The 18,608-nt window shown below is 36.3% G+C and carries 12 protein-coding genes; 6 read left to right on the top strand and 6 right to left on the bottom strand.

The annotated features are described in order from the left end of the window. Window positions 1-219 precede the first annotated feature (219 nt). The 3 genes from D5R40_RS34935 (at window position 220) to D5R40_RS40905 (ending at window position 3,603) form a co-directional block, all read left to right on the top strand. Window positions 220-357 (top strand): hypothetical protein, encoded by a 138-nt coding sequence (locus D5R40_RS34935; RefSeq protein WP_161564615.1) that lies wholly within the window; start codon window positions 220-222, stop codon window positions 355-357. A 380-nt stretch (window positions 358-737) separates the two neighbouring features. Next, on the top strand, window positions 738-3,149 hold the full coding sequence (locus D5R40_RS09790; protein ID WP_124145932.1) for a GumC family protein: 2,412 nt from the start codon (window positions 738-740) through the stop codon (window positions 3,147-3,149). A 325-nt stretch (window positions 3,150-3,474) separates the two neighbouring features. Further along, complete coding sequence (locus tag D5R40_RS40905) at window positions 3,475-3,603, top strand: hypothetical protein (protein ID WP_275670405.1); 129 nt, start codon at window positions 3,475-3,477, stop codon at window positions 3,601-3,603. Between the two features lie 412 nt (window positions 3,604-4,015). Here the strand turns inward: D5R40_RS40905 and D5R40_RS09785 are convergent, their stop codons facing one another. From D5R40_RS09785 to D5R40_RS09775, 3 genes are all read right to left on the bottom strand, one after another. Continuing rightward, entirely contained in the window at window positions 4,016-5,029 is a 1,014-nt protein-coding gene (locus tag D5R40_RS09785; RefSeq protein WP_124145931.1) for a DnaJ C-terminal domain-containing protein, read from the bottom strand. A gap of 1,291 nt (window positions 5,030-6,320) precedes the next feature. Then, on the bottom strand, window positions 6,321-6,782 hold the full coding sequence (locus D5R40_RS09780; RefSeq protein WP_124145930.1) for an AAA family ATPase: 462 nt from the start codon (window positions 6,780-6,782) through the stop codon (window positions 6,321-6,323). Between the two features lie 69 nt (window positions 6,783-6,851). Continuing rightward, window positions 6,852-8,138, bottom strand: coding sequence for a glucose-1-phosphate adenylyltransferase (locus D5R40_RS09775; protein WP_124154568.1), 1,287 nt, complete (start codon window positions 8,136-8,138; stop codon window positions 6,852-6,854). Window positions 8,139-8,616: 478 nt separating this feature from the next. Between D5R40_RS09775 and D5R40_RS37650 the strand changes: the two genes are divergently transcribed. From D5R40_RS37650 to D5R40_RS09765, 3 genes are all read left to right on the top strand, one after another. Continuing rightward, window positions 8,617-8,874: a hypothetical protein gene (locus tag D5R40_RS37650; protein WP_240041571.1), complete on the top strand. Its 258-nt coding sequence runs from the start codon at window positions 8,617-8,619 to the stop codon at window positions 8,872-8,874. Window positions 8,875-8,895: 21 nt separating this feature from the next. Continuing rightward, on the top strand, window positions 8,896-9,798 hold the full coding sequence (locus D5R40_RS37645) for an RNA-guided endonuclease InsQ/TnpB family protein (protein WP_205127627.1): 903 nt from the start codon (window positions 8,896-8,898) through the stop codon (window positions 9,796-9,798). A gap of 694 nt (window positions 9,799-10,492) precedes the next feature. Further along, on the top strand, window positions 10,493-12,760 hold the full coding sequence (locus tag D5R40_RS09765) for a TRAFs-binding domain-containing protein (protein ID WP_124145927.1): 2,268 nt from the start codon (window positions 10,493-10,495) through the stop codon (window positions 12,758-12,760). Window positions 12,761-13,319: 559 nt separating this feature from the next. On the opposite strand, the gene D5R40_RS09755 is transcribed toward D5R40_RS09765, so the two are convergent. From D5R40_RS09755 to D5R40_RS09745, 3 genes are all read right to left on the bottom strand, one after another. Next, the gene (locus D5R40_RS09755; protein WP_124145926.1) at window positions 13,320-13,553 is read right to left on the bottom strand and encodes a hypothetical protein; all 234 of its coding nucleotides are present in this window, start codon (window positions 13,551-13,553) and stop codon (window positions 13,320-13,322) included. Window positions 13,554-13,679: 126 nt separating this feature from the next. Further along, window positions 13,680-14,270, bottom strand: a complete 591-nt coding sequence (locus D5R40_RS09750) for a hypothetical protein (RefSeq protein WP_124145925.1) — start codon at window positions 14,268-14,270, stop codon at window positions 13,680-13,682. Between the two features lie 113 nt (window positions 14,271-14,383). Continuing rightward, a complete protein-coding gene (locus D5R40_RS09745) occupies window positions 14,384-18,487 on the bottom strand; it encodes a TIR domain-containing protein (RefSeq protein ID WP_124145924.1) in 4,104 nt (1,367 codons plus the stop codon). Between the last annotated feature and the right edge of the window lie 121 nt (window positions 18,488-18,608).

Genomic DNA, 18,608 nt, shown 5'->3' with positions numbered 1-18,608 from the left:
TACATTATTTTGCTTAAGCTCTATTGATTAGATAGACATTTCTGAAAAAGAATGTAGGGATGTTCTATTAAATGGTTATACAGGGGTTTGCTCAAAGCTTTATGTAATTTTAGAAATGTCTATTAAGCTGTTGAAAATTTGTTAAACATTTAGGCAATATATCCCAATTTGGGGAAAGGCAAGAGGTAATATCATGTCCGGTTGAATAGTTATAAATAAATGACGGAGGAGTCAGGAGTCAACCCACCCCTCGCCCCTCCCCCTCCCAGGAGGGGAACTCAGGAGTCAGGAGGGAAGAAAGAAGGAAGAAGCAAGAAAAAAGAGAAAATTTTTTTATCACTAATTATCCGGAAATAATATAACAAATAGTATCAACTGAAAATACGTCCTAGCTGATAATTAAAATTATTGAATGAAGATATATAGTAGTTGCAGGTCCGCAATCATATATTCTTAAATATATCTTGCTTGAATTACAGTAATAACTCTATTTTTAACTTTTAACTTGATAGATATGGAACCCGAAAAAAAATCTCTAACAGAAAATATATAGCAGTTTAAGGAAAGGATGTGGACATATTAAAAGCTTAGAGAAAACAAGATTTTTCCTTCTGCTCTAAAATTAAAATTCTTCAATGAAGATATATAGTAATTGCAGGTCCGCAATCATATATTCTTAAATATATCTTGCTTCATTCACAGTAATAACTTGATTTTTAACTTTTAACTTGATAGATATGGAACCCGAACAAAATTATCAATTATCTTTATATAATAATCGCGGTCAACTCCTAAATCAGAGGAAAAATTTGACTCAGAATCAATATATCTATGAAGCTGAATTTCATCAACTAGAGGAAAAACTATCTCAAAAAGAAAATAAGATTTGGAACTTAGTATGTCATCGTTTTTTCTTGATTTTTAGTGTAGCAACTGCCACAACAACAGGAGCATATTTCTGGACTTTAAATCAGATTCCTATATATCAGGGAAAATTTCAAATATTAGTTGAACCAGTTAAAGTTACTAATTCAGTTAATTATCAATTAGGCACAGAATCACAAAAATTAACTACAAATTCTCAAGAAAGTTGGGAACAACAAGCAGCAAATATTATTTATGGCACGGGAAAAGAGAGAATCACTTCATATCCAAACCAAAATATTCAAAACAATCAAGAATCAGATAACTATAGCTTAGATTATCAATCTCAAATTCAAGTCTTAAAAAGTCCGCAGTTTATGCTGCCAATCATTGCAGATATACAAAAAGAATATCCAGAAATTAATTATAATTCTTTGTTTAAAAAACCAGAGAGGCAACTTTTTAGTCAAGAGAAACTAAAAATTCAAAGACTAGACAATACAAAAATTATAGAAGTTAGCTATCGAGATTCGGACTCAAAAAAAATTAAATTTGTCTTAGAGAAATTAGCAGCAGCTTACACTGAATATGGTCAAAATGACCAGAAAACTAATACTGATGAAGGATTGGATTTTATTGAGGAACAAATTTCAAAAAATCAACAAAAAATCAAAGAATTACGGAAGGAGTCACAGCAACTACAACAAGAATATCTGTTTATTAACCCAGAACTCAAAAGTCAAGAAATAGCAGCAGAAAGTAATCAAATTCAATCACAAAAACTAGAGAATAAAATATTACTAGACCAACAGCGATCGCTCCATGCTATATTACAGAGTCAGTTGGGAATTAATCCAGAAGAAGCTTTGATAGCTTCAGCTTTAAGTCAAGCAGCAAGATATCAATCATTACTAAATCAATTACAGGAAGTAGAAACAACAATTGCTCTAGAATCAGCTCGATTTAAAGAAAAAGCACCTCAAATTCAAGCTTTATATCAACAACGAGAAAAATTACTACCTTTATTAAATCAAGAAGCAGAAAAAGTTATTGGTAGAGATATAGAAGAAGTAAGTAAAAAGGCTTTAGCTTTTCAAGACTCAGTTCGCTTAGAGTTAATTCATAAAATGATCTTGGCTGCTAATCAAATTGAAGTTCTCGAAGTCCGGAGTAAAGTATTAGATGAAGCTGAGGCAAAATTAAATGAATATATTGAAAAAATGCCAGAAGTAGTAGGGCGTTATCAAGAAATTAAACAAGAATTAGAAAACTCAAATAATATACTCAAAGATTTGTTAGAAAAACAACAGCAATTACAGATAGAAGTAGTATTTGAAAAAGTACAACCTTGGGAATTAATCGCACCACCAGAATTGCTGAAAACTCAAAATGGTCAGTTAGTAACAATATCTCCAAATATGATATTAAATCTTGCCCTCGGAGGAGTAACAGGATTAGTATTAGGAATATTATTAGCTAAATTGGGAGAAGGATTTCAACAAGACGTTTTTCAAACACCAAAAGAAGTCAAAAAATCTATCGGGTTGCCATTGTTAGGCATAATTCCTATACATGAACAAAGAAATTGGATGAACGATGAACTAAAAGAAAATAACAGTTCATCCTTAGTATTATATCCCTCAGCTTTTCAAGAAGCCTTCCGTACTTTAAATGCTAATATTCGTCTCCTAAATATAGAAAATCCCATTCATTCTTTTGTCATTAGTTCCGCAACACCAGGGGATGGTAAATCCACAGTAGCAGGTCATTTGGCCAGGGCAGCCGCCGCTATGGGTCAACGAGTCCTATTAATAGATGCCGACCTACGTTGTCCACAGATTCATAATATGATGGGACTTTCTAACCAACAGGGTTTGAGTAGCATAATTGCCGATGGTGTGCCAATAGAAACAGCAATTCAGCGATCGCCCGTGGATGAAAATCTATTTGTTTTAACATCTGGCCCTGTTCCGCCAGACCCAACGAAAATTTTGTCCTCACCACAGATGCACCAATTAATTCAAGATGCAGCTACAACTTTTGATTTAGTTATTTGCGATACAGCGCCATTATTGGGTCGAGCAGATGCTAGTTTATTATCAGCTTGTACTAATGGATTAATGTTAGTAGTGGGATTAGGTAAGACAGAGCGAGAAGCTTTAAGTTTAGCTCTAGATGACTTGAGTATGGCAGGTGTACCGATGTTGGGAATAGTTGGTAATGGCGATCGAGCTGATTCTTATTATCAGAGATATTATGATTATGAGTATATTCAGCCACGTTAAGAAGAAATGAAGTAGTTTTACTTGTGGAGAAAATTATCTTGTATCTTGATATTCTATAGAAGATGACGATTGATAAGGAATAGATTTATAGATCGGGACTTACGCAAATCAACCTTTTAAACACCATCTGTAGGGGCGAATGGCATTCGCCCTCACTATATTTAGGGTTTGCTGAAAAAGTCTGATGGTGATGATAGGCAACAGGTAAAAGTTTAGACTATCTGCTACGGCCAAATTTTCTGATAGTCAGGGGAAAAATATTAGCATTTTGATGCAAATTGAGCCAAAAACCTTGTACTTTTTCAGCAATATTTAGGGTTTGCGTATGGAAAGTCTTTTTGCTGGGGTAGGAGACAACCCACCCCTCGCCCCTCCCCCTCCGGTGGAGGGGAATACTGGAGACAGGAGACAACCCACCCCTCGCCCCTCCCCCTCCGGTGGAGGAGAGAAATAGGAATGAGCGAGGAAGTTAGGAGTAAGAATTTTCCCTGAATTTTTCTGCCCAACTATGCGCCTAAAATACGCTCCTTTTTGAGCGTTTTAGACTGAAACAGGCGCACTTTTTAAAAGCCCCAAAAAGGCTAAAATCTTTATATGTCAATGCTTTTAGGTTAGATCGGTAAGCCCTATTTAACCCTGGAAGCATTTGCAGGTATTGATTACAATGCTATTCAGCAAACCCTACATATAGCAAAGGCGAATGGTATTCGCCCCTACAGATGGTGGGTTAAAAGTCAATTTGCGTAAGTCCTGAGTTTATTTGTAGAGAAAATTATCTTGATCTTCTTTAGAAGATAACGATTGATAAGGAACAGTTTTTTCCACTCCCCATCTCCCCATCTCCCCATCACCTAAGTGGACTTAAACTAAAGCGATATACTTTGCAAATGACTACGAGGGTTAAAAGTGCGATTAGCTTTAATTTTTTCGTAGCACTCTTTTTCTATAGCACTAATATCTTTGGGGACAGTAATAGTAACCCGTACTAACTGGTCAGTACGTCCCCCTGACTTAGCTTTTGGCCATCCCTTACCTCGTAACCGTAAAGACTGACCGGAACGAATACCCGCAGGAATATTAACATTAACCATACCATCAGGAGTTGGTACTTCAATAGATGTACCCAATACAGCTTCATCTGGAGTTATTGGTACTTCACAAAGTAAGTTCTCTCCATCAAACTGGAAAAAAGAATGAGACTGAATTTCTACCTTTAGATACAAATCTCCTCTTTTCTTAGTGTATGGATCTAATTGACCTCTACCTTTAACTCGAATTTTACTTCCTGGTTTAACCCCTGGAGGAATGGAAACTTCTCCAGTACCTACACGTTTTTGTGTTCCTCGGAAAGCTTCTGCAAAAGTAAGAGTAATCTCAGCTTCTAAATTCAAAGAAGCTGCTGACTGACGATTTTCAAAATTAGAAAAACCATCAAATCCATTATTAAATCCCCCTGGCCAACCTGTATTAGTCTTGTAGGTATAAGTTTGTCGTCCACCAACATTACCACTACCTGGAGTTCCACCACGCCCTAATAAGGTATTGATAAAATCTTCAAAACTGGCATACTGACTAAAATCGAAACCTCCAAAATCTACGGTAGTACCACCAGTACCTCCAGGCCATCCGCCACTTGTGGAACCGACTTGATTCCAGTATTGACCAAATTGGTCATACTTTTTACGTTTTTCTGGATCTGATAAAACTTCATAAGCTTCATTAACTTCTTTAAAACGAGCTTCTGCTTTCTTGTCACCTGGGTTCATATCTGGGTGGTACTTCCTTGCTAATTTACGATAAGCTTTTTTTATTTCTTCGGCAGTAGCGCTTTTAGTTAAACCTAAGATTGAATAATAGTCTTTAAAATCAGTTGTAGCCATTTATCTATCTCCTCATTTTAATATTTTTCAGATTACAGTGCTTTTCAAATTGATGAACCACATCTTTACAAGCAAAACCTTGTAAGGACGTTCAATGGAACGTCCCTTTTTAACCGAGAGAGAAGTCAATTAGTAGTTAATTATAAGAAAACCATCAATAACAAATGTCAAGTATTAAAAGTCAAAAGTAATATACATTATAGATATAGCAGATTTCATCAGGCGTGAGGTACATCCATAGCGGGCAAGATGCCCACACTGTAGAAATTCCCTAGTTAACATCTGTATTTCAGGTACTTGGAATCTGCTGTATATCTGGTTTCAAGTGTTTTTTTGATTTTTAAGATGCAATATTCATAAATTCAGATAAGGTCGTTATGTTTTCTCCAGTAGAAATTAGTTTCAACCCATCTCCTAGTTGGCAACATTTTTTATAAAAAAACTACTGCCAGATATTAGTAACTAATCAATCGGGCTGAATTTTAATTTTTGACTTTACTTCTTTCAAGTTATCAAGGTTTAATATTTATTTAAGTTCGGTTTTTCCTGAAAGAGTAATAGCAATTGCCGTACTCTATATTTCTCTATATTTATTTATACTTTATCTATAGGCACTCAGCTATCATCTATCAGCTTGAGTTCAAACTATTACCTACAAAGTATTGAATTTTTATGGCTGTACTAAAAAATTTTAGTTCTATAACTCCACATTAAAAGTTAATTATGAATTATGAAAAATGTCAGAATTAAAGCTATTTTTTTTAGTTGTAATATGGGGATAAATTTAATGAATATTTTATGTAGAGAAAATCTCATTTTAGTAATTAATAACTAACAACTCCCTTTCCTTAAAATTAGAGGATTGACTAAAAGATTTTTTTTCTTGTTTTGATGCGCAGAGACTTTAAATCTTAATTATTCAGTAAAATGCAAAAAAACCTCTTCTATTCTGTTTTCTGCTTTGCGATAACAATAATTTTCAACGTCCACATATTAGGGCTTGCTGATTAAATATCGAAGCATTGACTGATATTGATTTTAGCCTTTTTAGGGTCGAATTGCAGTGTGCCTGTTTCAGTCTAAAATGCTCAAAAAGTTAGTATTTTAGGCAAGAGTTGAGCAGAAAAATCAAGGGACAATTCTTACTCCTACTTCCTCGCTCATTCCCTTGTCTCCTGTCTCCTGTCTCCTGTCTCCTATCTCCTATCTCCTATCTCCTATCTTCTGTCTTCTGTCTCCTGTCTCCTGTCTCCTGTCTCCTACCCCAGCAAAAAGACTTTTTCAGCAAACCCTATTTAGTAATTCGTTTGAGTATATCTAATCCTTCTTCACAACTTGGAGGAGCATCTGTTAACTGTCGATACATTTTCATTATTACTTCTTCAGGAACTTGACGCTGTCGTTGTTGATTTCTTGTTAAGCATAATTCTAATGATTTGTCAAGCCATAAACCAGTTAGATGGGTAAATCCACTTTCCTTTGCCAGGTCAATTACTTGTCGTCGTTGCCGACGTTGGACATTAGTAGCGTCATATATGGCCAGAGATTTCTGGCGTACAGCTTGGTAAAATTGTTGTTGTACTTGCTGCCATACTCGGAGCCAAGGTCCTTGAATTGCTTCATCACCAAATAACTCAGCACGGATAGCATCAGTAGAAATTAATTGACACTGATGATATCTAGTAACTATTTTCCTTGCTAGAGTGGATTTACCACTAGCTGGAAGTCCAATAAGAATAATTAGTTTGCTCATAAACTAGCAATTAGCATTTAGTGGTTAGCGGTATTTACTACCAACTAACCACTAAAACTCAAACACTGACTAGATCACTGTGCCATCTGGGATAACGGCATTCTTCAAGACAACAACAATACCGCTACGAATGATAAATCCTTCATCCTCACGTTGAGCTTCCTCTATACGATCTTTATTAATAATCTGGACATTGCGACCAATGCGGGCATTCTTATCAATGATTGCCCCACGAACAGTAGTTTCAGCACCGATTCCCAATGGAACAATACCCTTTTGTCGCCCAGATTTACGCTCTGCAAAGGGTTCATAGTAATCTGCCCCCATCAGCAGAGAGTCCTCAATTACACAACCAGCTTCAACTCGTGATCGCACTCCTAAGACACAATGGTCAATGCGGCATTGTTTGAGAATACAACCTTCTCCGACAATTGATTCTGTAATTTGACAATCCAAAAGTTTACTTGGTGGTAAGTAACGAGAACGAGTATAGATAGGAGCTTTTTCATCATAAAAGCTAAAAGGTGGTTGAGGTTGTTGGGTCAAAGCCAAATTAGCTTCATAGAATGACCTAATAGTCCCGATATCTTCCCAATAACCTTCAAATGGGTAAGCTTGAACATTATAATCTTTAGCCGAATTAGGTAGAATTTGCTTACCAAAATCTGGAGCTTCGGATTCTTCCAATAGTTTGACCATGACATCTTTATTAAAGACATAAATCCCCATAGAAGCAATGTATGGTTGTTCTTTAGCGACTTCTGGACTAACTCCTAAAACAGTGGTATCCACTGCCATAATTTTTAGATCGTCCCCTTTAGGTTTTTCGCTAAATTCAATAATCCGACCAGAGTCATCAATTTTCATTAAACCAAAATCAGATGCTCGTGCTTCATCAATGGGCAAGACAGAAAGGGTAATATCTGCCTTTGTTTCAATATGACGTTGGACAAACTCCCGATAGTCCATGCGGTAGAGATGGTCTCCGGAGAGAATTAGGTAATAGTCAATATCCCACTCTTTAAATAACCAGATATATTTGCGGACAGCATCGGCGGTTCCTTGGAACCACTCTGGATTATCTTTAGTTTGTTGAGCTGCGAGAACTTCTACAAAACCTTCACTGAAGCCTGGGAAGTTGTAGGCGCGAGTAATATGACGGTTTAGAGAAGCTGAGTTGAATTGGGTCAGAACATAGATTTTCTCGATGTCTGAGTTGATGCAGTTACTGATAGGAATATCTATCAACCGATATTTCCCGGCTAGGGGTACTGCTGGTTTGGCCCGCAGTTTTGTTAATGGATAGAGGCGGGTACCTGCGCCACCGCCTAGAATTATACTTAGTACGTTTTTCACGGTTGAACCTCACTGCCAACAACATTGTCATTCTAAGTGTCCAATGGTTAGGGATCGTTGGCAAGGGGGTAGATTTTATGAAGTCAGAAGTCAGAAGTTAGAAGTTAGAAGTTAGAAGTAATCCCTGAGTGAGTTTGAGCATTTATAAATGTTCGCGCCCTATTTTTGTGGTGTTATATGTAGATATGGTTAGGTTAAATTTTGGTTATGGGTGGGCGATCGCTAATTATCTTTTCCCTTGTAGGTTTAATTAGGTAAAAGGAAGAAAACAACAAATATTTGGTAGTATAGTCAAGGGTTATTACTGAGAAGGAGCTGATTGCTAGTATCAATATCTATGGCAATTTCCGGCAAGAACTGAAAAAAAAGGGGATTTTTTTGACTTAGCCACAAAAAATATTTGAAAATGTGGTTGGAGGTGATTTGATTGTACGCCAAAAAACTTGAATTAAAACTCAGTAACCAGGAGCGCTCATTTATGGCGAAATGTGCTGGTTATGCTCGTTTTGTTTACAACTATGGCCTCAGTATGGTTAATGGAACTTCTGCCATGACCAAAGTTAACAAACGTGGTCAGGAAGTTAGCTTGAGTTACGCATTACGTATTTTAGAAGCTAAAAAAGTCTTTACTAACTATGTAAAAAAGCAGCCAGAATATGCCTGGATCAACAATTATTCGTCTCGCATTTATCAAAGTGCTTTTCAACATCTAGGTGAAGCATTTAAACCGAAATAGGGAACCAGTAAGTATCCTAAGTTGAAAAGGAAAAAAGACAGACAATCTTTTACTGTTTATGACGGTAATGGAAAAGTTACAATTAACCCTGGTAAAAAAATTAAAATACCAACACTAGGGACTTTTCGATTATGGGAATCAATACCTTACACCACAGCAAGTCAGACTTTTACTATTAGTAGAACAGGGGAAAAATGGTTTGTTAGTTTTAGTATTGAAGCTGAGAAGTTGCCAGTTCATCCCCTATTAGATAAGCGACAATACGAAACTTTTGGTATAGATGTTGGAGTCAAACAATTTGCAAGTATAGCAAACCAAAAAAAGAGAGAAAATGAAGTTGTAAGTCTCCCAGACTCTATTAAACTAGAGCAATTAAACCTGGCTAAGTTTCAATGGCGCAATCGCAATAAACAAGTAGGAGGTAAAGGTAAACCACCTTCAAAAAATGCGATTAAATATTACAAAAAACTCGCGAAGTACCATTGTCGTATTGCTAACGTGCGTAGAGATTTCATAGAGAAAACTACTACAAAATTAGTGACTCAAGTCAAGCACGTCTGCTTAGAGAGTTTAAATGTGAAAGGAATGATGCAAAATGGTAAATTAGCAGCATCAATAGCTAGGCAAGGATTTTATCAGTTTCGGCAACGATTGACAACCAAAATCGTAAGCTCCGGTGGGACAGTAGTGCTAGCTGACCAGTGGTTTCCATCTTCTAAAACTTGTCATAGTTGTGGTCATATTCATCAAGAATTAAAGCTAAAAGACCGCACCTTTGATTGCCCTAACTTTGGAATGATAATAGACCGGGACTTGAATGCAGCACTGGTGTTATCTCAGTATGGGGAAATTAATCAAAAAAATAGGGTAGGCTGTACCCGAATTTACGCTTGTGAACTGGAAGAGGGCGGCCTCCCAGGTTGAAGCAAGAAGCAAACATCTTGACTGGCATTACTCAGGTTTTACCAAGTTTTGCCGGAATTGTATAGGTATTGTACAGCAGCTAAGTTTATATTTCTTCAAGTCATCAAATGAGGCCCCGAATCTGAAAATTGTTTGGGCAGATCAAGGTTATAGAATAAAACTAGAGAAGCCAGTGGCAATGAGCAAGTGGATGGAAATTAACTATTCAGAACTGAAAAAGGATTTAAAGTTTTGCCCAGACGTTGGGTGGTATAAAGGACTTTTGCTTGGTTAGGCTGTAATCCTAGACTTTCTCAAGATGATGAAGAATATCCTCACTAGCGAAACAGTGTAGTTGAAATTTTATAGTAGGTAAATAAAGTATAAAATCAACTGTTTTTAGGAATATTTTAGAAGGTGAAAAACTGGAAGCGAGCAAACTAGATACTTTAGCGATCGCCTATAGCAATCCTAAATTAGGTTGTAATATTTGATTGATAGTGGCGGTTTTGTTTCCAAACCCAATCTTTAATCTTAGGTGTGAATATCAAACCTCTACAGTTTTTTCTCACAAATCATTTGGGATTAGTAGTCCAAAAACATTTTGTATGTCAATACAAAAACTGATAGCTGATAACTTATAGTTACTATCATCAATGAATGTTAAGTAACCCTGAATCCTTACGTTAACTATTATTTGATCGAGGAGTAGATTTTGAACTATAAACCAGATCCAATAGATACTTCCAAGGTAAATCTGACAACAGAACATTTAAAAATCACTGAATTACTGGCTAAAAATACCCATGAAATTTGGGCAAAACAGCGATTTTCTGAAGGTTGGAAATATGGAAAAAATCGAGATGATGCCCAAAAATTACATCCTGGTTTAGTGCCTTATGAAGAATTGCCAGAGTCAGAAAAAGAATATGACCGCGTTGTTTCTATGGGAGTAATTAAAACTCTTTTAGCCATAGGTTATCGAATAGAAGGAAGCAAAACTACTACTGAAAAAACTGCTACAGTTGATGATAGTAATTTATCCTTAATTTTAGAAAGTTTAAAAAAATCATCCCAACTAAATTTAAAAAGTTTACAAACAATTCGTCGAGAAACTATTAATCTCCATTTGCGTTACCCAGAAATTTTTCGGATTTTGGGTGAATATATCCTGAAACTTGGGGAGCCATTAATGGCTTATGATATTTTATCGGAAGGGTTAAAAGAATGGCCGAATGATATCCGTTTACAACAACTTTTAGTTTTGAGTTTAGCTCGAAGTGGAGCAACTCAACGGGCTAATAATTTATTATTAGAGTTAGTAAACTCTGGCAAAAATGACGAGGAAACTATTTGTTTGTTAGCCAGGACTCATAAAGATTTGTGGCAGCAAGCAAGCTCTCCAGAGGAAAGTACCCAACAAATAGCATTGGCAGCTCAACGATATCAACAAGCTTATCAAATGAGTGGGGATTATTATCCGGGGATAAATGCCGCGACAATGACAATGTTGATGGGAGATGCTGAAACAGCAAAGGCGATCGCTGTTGAAGTACGGGAAAAATGTTTGGCTGAACTCCCACCAGTTTCCCAGAGGAACGAGAATGACTACTGGTTACTAGCAACTTTGGGAGAAACTGCTTTAATTTTAGGGGAAAATTCTGAGGCAGAAGATTGGTATGGTCAAGCTGTGAAGCAAAGTAAGGGTAAATTTGGGAATTTAAGTTCGACTCGTCGTAATGCTACTTTAATCCTAGAATATCGACAAGGAGATATTAATTGGGTTAAAAATTGTCTGCCTATTTCTAGGGTAGTAGTATTTAGCGGTCACATGATTGATGAACCAGGGCGCACAATACCTAGATTTCCGCCAGAGATAGAATCACAGGTTTATGAGGCAATTCGCGATCGCCTAATTCAGTTAGATGCTCGTTTGGGTTATGCTTCTGCAGCTTGTGGTAGTGATATTTTGTTCCTTGAAGCTTTGTCTGAATTGGAGGGGGAGACTCATATCGTTTTGCCCCATGAACGAGAACAATTTATCAAAAATTCTATTGATATTATCCCTAATAGTAATTGGCGACAACGGTTTGAGCAAGTTTTGGAAAAAGCGACAGAAGTGATTATTCCAACTCATTATAATCTTGAACACAGCAATATTGCCTATGAATACACTAATAGGATACTCTATGGAATGGCAAAAATGCGGGCAGAACAGTTAGATACAGAACTTATACCAATGGCTGTTTGGAATCAACAAATTGGTGGAATAGGTGGTACAGCAAGAGCTGTAGAATTTTGGCGACAATGGAACAATAATGTGGAAATAATTGATATTCAGCAGATTTTACAATCTGTGATGACACAGAAAGTAGAGATATTGAATACACTATCCACACCACCAACTCCCCTACAACCAACTTCTGCACCAGAGGATGAAAATCGGTTAATTATGGCGTTGTTATTTGCAGATGTTAAGAGTTATTCTAAATTGAAGGAAAATCAGATTAGTCTATTTGTAGAATATTTTCTCGGTGCGGTGGCGAAGTTTGAGGCAAAGTCTGATTATAAACCAGTAATGAAAAATACTTGGGGAGATGCTTTATATTATGTCTTTTCTAATGTTAGGGATGCGGGTTTATTTGCCTTGGAAATATGCAATCTTGTTCAGAGTACAGATTGGGAAAAAGTAGGGTTGCCCGCAAGTTTGAATTTACGGGTAGCGTTACATACAGGGGTGGTTTATAAATACACTAACCCGATTACTGGGATGACAACTTACAGTGGTACTCATGTGAGTTATGCGGCTAGGATTGAACCTATTACGCCACCAGGAAAGGTTTATTCAAGTCAAGCGTTTGCTGCAATGGTAGCTTCAGAGGGGGTGAAAGAATTTACTTGTGATTATGTGGGGCAAACTTCTTTAGCTAAGGGTTATGGTACATTTCCTACTTATCATCTGCGACGTTGTGGGGGTGGTTAATGAAGTCAGAAGTCAGAAGTCAGAAGTTATTTGTAGTGCCGTGTCAAGACTAAAATTGTGGATTAGGAGCAAAAACCTAGGAACCTCTCCCCCAACCCCTCTCCTGCGAGGAGAGGGTAGTTTCTCCCCCTTCCCTTGCAGGGAAGGGGGTTGGGGGGTTAGGTTTTTCACCCACATTTTCAAGCTTGACACGGCAGTAGGTTGGGTTGCGCTACCGCTTAACCCAACTATCCCGAATACAACCATTATCAACGACGCTCAACCTGTTCAGGTTTGCCTATCCCACATTTACTTTGATCATGGCGTTCCACCTTGAAAATAATTCAATATTTTTTGGTCTTGAGTGACTAATAACGAACCGTGAACTTTAGCTGTTGCCACGATAATTTGGTCTGCTGGATCGGCGTGAAATCCAGATATGAGTGTCTAGAATAATCATATTAATAGAGTTGTTGGGAATTAAGCTAAAAAAATGGCTAAAACCCTTATCAGTCAAAGTTTATAGCCTTTTTAGTTCCGAAATTTTGAAAGCCTTATAGAGTAAGCTTTTGAGCATTGTTCAACTTTTATTTCCCAACAACTCTAATGTTTTCCAGTCTTCTAGAGCTACAGGTTCATAAGGAGCGTCATAATGAATGACTTTTCTTTTCAGGGGGTGTTCTTCAGAGGAAAGTAGTTGTGAGGAAGTTGAACGCATATCATTTTTAACTGTTTGCAAAATTGCTTCAATGAGAAAAATGCGCTCTTCAATAGATGTTCCTTGCAGTTTTTTGAGTATTTCTGAATCAATCATGTTTTTAGTTAATAGTTTTTTGTTTATTTGATAATTATATTACTGTCATTGGGAGGGCGGCTGAGAAAGTAAGAATTTGGCTTTACTCCATTAACCCTAAAGCTAAGTGAATGTTTTTTAAATTGTTCATTTAGATTTAATTAAATAGAAAAATATACGAACCCAAAATGTTAAACTAGGGAAGAAAAAAGGCAATAAAATTGCACCAGTAATATAAATTTGTAGACTAGCTAAACCATAAATAATATTTAGTAACAATAGTAAAAATAGCAAGAATAAAATATTTTTTTGTTGGCGTAATGGAGAATTATTTTCTAAGATTAATACTGTTCCTTTTCCTAAGAAAATAGCTACTACAATTAGCCATAAATCAGGAATAGGTATAACTAATCTTTGGTTCAGGAAATGATGAATCATATAAGCATGAATTTCTCCTCCTATCAATACATTACGCAGTTTTTGAGAACGCCAGTAACTAATAGCAGGAGGTAAAGGAAAATTTTGTTCATCATATATATCAACAGTTATATCATATTCACTCAAACCTAATTGTCCATCTCTATATGCACTAGCAATAATCACTATTGATGGAAGTTTTTCTAGTTTAGTTGTGGCTAATAATTGGTCTTTACTACTTTCCAAAAGTTGCCAAGCTGGTAAACGAAAAAAAACTGCTTCTGGAGGAATAGAAAAATCTATAATTGGATGCAGCCACATTTGCCCTAGTCGATAAGAAAATTTAGTTAAAGGTAGTCATCTGCGAATGCAACATTCATGCAACAAAGCCATTATTAATTATTAATTGTTAATTATTGAATACCCACTTTGATTTAACCAATATTATCGCACAAGTTTCTATTCTCCTCTTCCACATAAGGATTATGCTGTAAATAACCACGCACCCAATTGCAACTCCGGAGCATTAAGTCGTTTAAATCTACATCTAAATCTAGTTTTTCTACATCCCAAAGTCTAATTGTTTTATCATCACTACCAGATATTAAGACTTTACCATCCGGACTAAAACTAACACTATTAACTGAGTCTTCATGTCCGTGAAAGGTCAAAATAGAATTTCCCTGTTTCGGGTTCCACAGTTTAATTGTTTTGTCAGAACTTCCAGAAGCTAAAATCTTACCATTCGGACTAAAACTAACGCTGTTAATAGAACTACTATGACCTTTGAAAGTGAAAACTTTTTCTCTTTTTTCCACATCCCATAAAGTAACAAGATTGCGATCGCCTCCAGCAGCTAAGGTTTTACCATCAGGACTGAAACTGACACTAAAATTAGAACTCTGATTGTCGTTTATGAGAGGTTCCATTTTTTCCATTGTTTCTATATTCCAGAGGTTAATTATATTGTCCTTACTACCAGAAGCTAAGGTCTTGCCATCCGGACTAAAACTCATTGTCATTACCGTGCTTTCGTGACCTTTTAAATTGCCTATTTCTTCTTTTGTTATCCAATTCCAAAGTTTGATAGTAGTATCTTTACTGCCAGAAGCTAAGATGTTGCCATCCGGACTAAAACTAATTGCCTTGACTGCATCGGTATGACCTTTGAGTCGATGAATCTCTTGTTTTGTTTCTACATCCCATAAAATAATAGTGCTATCTTCACCAGCAGAAGCAATAGTCTTGCCATCAGGACTCACACTAATTTTCATTACCGAGTCATCATGTCCCTTCAAAGTATCTTGAGTTTTAGTCTTCAAATCCCATATCTTGACAGTTTTATCAGCGCCACCAGAAACAAATATCATCTCTTTCTCAGATTTATATATTTGAGGGGATGAAGCTAGAGGAAAACTTAAATGTTGAATCGAATCATCATGTCCTTTAAGTGTACTAAGTTCCCTTCTCGTTTCTAAATTCCAGAGTCTGATGGTTTTGTCACCACTACCCGATGCTAATATCTTGCCATCTGGACTAAAACTTACCCGAAATGCCCAAGCATCGTGACCATAAAAAGAGCGAATTTCATTTCCTGTTTCTATATCCCATAGCTTAACTATTCGGTCTTTGCTACCAGTCGCTAAATGTTTACCATTCGGACTAAAACTCACACTCATAATTGAACTAAAATGTCCTGTCAAAGTCCGAATTTCCTCACCTGTTTCTAAATCCCAAAGTTTAACCGTTTTATCATAACTGCCACTTGCCAATATCTTGCCATCCGGACTAAAACGGACGCTACCCACCAAACCATTATGTCCGAAGAGGGTGTACATTTCTCTACCTGTCTCTACATCCCAAAACTTAATCGTTTTGTCTTTACTTCCCGATGCTAAAGTTTTACCGTCAGGACTAAAACTGATACTAATTACACTACCCTGATGCCCGAAAAGGGTGTCAATTTCTTTGCCTGTCTCTACATTCCAGAGTTTAATCGTATTATCCTTACTCCCTGATACTAAAATCTTACCATCCTGACTGAAACTCATGCTATTTATCCAGTCAGTATGTCCGGTGAAGGTGTTAATTTCCTTGCCTGTTGCTACATCCCAAAGTTTTATCTTCTTGTCTTTTCCTGCCGATGCTAAAATTTTCCCATCCGCACTAAAGCAAACACTAATAACAGAGCGATCGTGTCCAGAGAAAGTTCGTATTTCTGCTCCCGTTTCCATATTCCAAAGCTTAATCTGTTTATCATCGCTGCCTGATGCCAATATTTTGCCATCTGGACTAAAACTCAGAGAGCGAATAGAATTTTTGTGTCCTTGTAATCTGTTGCTTTCACTGCCACTATAAACAGACTGTTGCAATGCGTCGATCACTTCTGCGTCTTTCACCTTGTATCTTTGCAAATTTTTCCCCGCTTTAATAACTTCAATCGATGCTTCTAATTCTTTGTTACCGACAAATAGAGAGGAGGAAGAGCGAGCAAGAGACTGTGCTAAATTAAGTTGAGCTTTTTTATGCTCATGTCTAGAATTTTGCCACAACCCAGTGCTAATCATAACTGCCAACAGGGAACCAACTGTAATTCCCCAAGCAGTTGTGATATCAAGTTGTCTGCGTTTTGCTCTTGCTTGTTGGATGCTAGTATGTAGGTCGTCACTAGCTTCAATAAATTTCTTTTGCAACTTGTTGAGTGGGGGTTGTTTGTTAGTGTTAAGAGCTTCCTGTAACCAGTTTTTAGCGATCGCCAGTTCACTTCCTCGTAGCAATAAATCTTCACTAGCTTTTTCCTCCCAGTCCAATGCTTGTTGTGACAACTTTGTATGGTTTCTGACATAATCTCTATCAGTATCCAAAAAACGTACTAACTCGCTAAAGTTAGCATAAAATTCTCCTCCATACCGATGAAAATCTAACCATTGCACTTTTGCTAATTCTGGATGCAACTCCTTACTATCAACTTTTCGATATAATACTGTCACAAACCGTTTATTTAAACTTTTGGCATACTCTACTTCATTTCCACAATAGGGAGAATTTACTGAATCTGGGGAAATAATAAATAAGAAATTATCCGACTGTTCAATTCCGCGATTAATTTCCTGTTGAAAATCTGTGCCTGTAGCAATACTTTCCTGGTCAAACCAAGTAGTTTTTCCCTGAGTTTGTAATGCCTCATTTAACTGTCTAGCAAAATCTGAATCTGCTCTGGAATAAGAAACAAAAACATCTAAAACTAAATTAGGTGGTTGTTTAGCACTTTCGGCAATAAATTCTGTTTGTAAATCTGTAGGTAAATTAGCCATTCTATTTCCAGCTAATTCTAACCAACTTTGATATTGTTCGAGATTATAACCCCGTAATAAAATACTAGGGTTACGATTTTGTTCTAGCCATTTCAAAGCTTTGACTAATAAAATTTTATGCCGTTGATAATAAATAGCTTCTGACTTTAATTCTTTGAGCAGTTTATCTATTCCTTCTGACTCTGATTGAGTAAAATCAATAAATTGTAAGTTGTTTATTTCGGCAGGAATTTCTGTTAAATCTGTGGGAGAAATTAATATAGGAATAATTCGTTTATTCAGACTCAAAGCATAAGTTAATTCCTGTTGACAATATTCAGATTTTATGGCTTCAGGAGACAATAAATAAATTAGATTATCCGCTCCGGCAATACCCCGCTCAATTTCTACTTGAAAATCTTTTCCAGTTTTAATATCGGCATGAGAACTCCAGACAGTAATTCCTTCTCTAATTAAACTTTTCCTGATTTGCTCCATGATACTTTTATTTGCTTCAGCAAAAGCCAAGAAAACTTGAGTCATTAAATTATTAGCATTTTTATCACTTTCACAGATAAATTCACCATGTAAATCTGTAGGAATACAAGGGGGTTGTTCTTCTGTAAATTTAATCTTTAACCATTGTTCTGCTTGTAGACGTTCTTTCCCAATTAATAAATAACGAGTTTGTCTTTGATTATTTTCCCAGTCTAAACCTTTAACTAAAATCTTAGTATGTTGTTTTACATAATCTTGCTGACGATTAAATAATTCGATTAAGTCAGTCAAACTTTTGTCAAAATTATCAAGATTTTCCCGAAAATAAACCCAATTAATTCTGCCTATTTCAGGGTGCATATTAGGAAAACTTGAATGCTTACCTTTTTCTTGATAAATTTTCCATTCTTCTAAAGTTTTTTTTGGGTTTCGTTGTTGCCAAATTTCATAAGTAATTTGTTCGACGTGAAGCAGGGGAATAATTCGTTTATTGTATTTAATAGCTAATTCTATTTCTTTGAGACAGTAGGGAGAATTAACAGAATGAGGCGCAATAATAAACAGAAAATTATCAGCTTTTATGATGCCATCATCAATTTGATTTTGAAAGTCTACTCCCAGAGGAATATCATTTTGGTCAAACCAGATTTTTAGACCATTTTCTGTGAGTTTTTCATAGAGTTTTGTAGCAAAAGATTTACTGTCGGCACGTCCGTAAGAGATGAAGGCATTGTAATATTCTGACATGGTTTTATGGATTGGTAATTAAATTTTTGGAATGGGAATTTTTATCCCTAATTCATTAATTAGAGCTTGCAAGTCTTGCTTAAACAAGTATTGACGTGAGCTATTGCTGCCATCACCATCA

Source organism: Okeania hirsuta (genome assembly GCF_003838195.1).
GTDB classification, from domain to species: domain Bacteria; phylum Cyanobacteriota; class Cyanobacteriia; order Cyanobacteriales; family Microcoleaceae; genus Okeania; species Okeania hirsuta.
Note: the sequence above shows the minus strand (reverse complement) of the source record. Positions and strands in the feature narration are given on the sequence as shown.

Coding starts and splice junctions, on each gene's coding strand:
- D5R40_RS34935 (WP_161564615.1), top strand. CDS start 220: ATGACGGAGGAGTCAGGAGTCAACCCACCCCTCGCCCCTCCCCCTCCC.
- D5R40_RS09790 (WP_124145932.1), top strand. CDS start 738: ATGGAACCCGAACAAAATTATCAATTATCTTTATATAATAATCGCGGT.
- D5R40_RS40905 (WP_275670405.1), top strand. CDS start 3,475: ATGGAAAGTCTTTTTGCTGGGGTAGGAGACAACCCACCCCTCGCCCCT.
- D5R40_RS09785 (WP_124145931.1), bottom strand. CDS start 5,029: ATGGCTACAACTGATTTTAAAGACTATTATTCAATCTTAGGTTTAACT.
- D5R40_RS09780 (WP_124145930.1), bottom strand. CDS start 6,782: ATGAGCAAACTAATTATTCTTATTGGACTTCCAGCTAGTGGTAAATCC.
- D5R40_RS37650 (WP_240041571.1), top strand. CDS start 8,617: ATGGCGAAATGTGCTGGTTATGCTCGTTTTGTTTACAACTATGGCCTC.
- D5R40_RS09755 (WP_124145926.1), bottom strand. CDS start 13,553: ATGATTGATTCAGAAATACTCAAAAAACTGCAAGGAACATCTATTGAA.
- D5R40_RS09750 (WP_124145925.1), bottom strand. CDS start 14,270: ATGTGGCTGCATCCAATTATAGATTTTTCTATTCCTCCAGAAGCAGTT.
- D5R40_RS09745 (WP_124145924.1), bottom strand. CDS start 18,487: ATGTCAGAATATTACAATGCCTTCATCTCTTACGGACGTGCCGACAGT.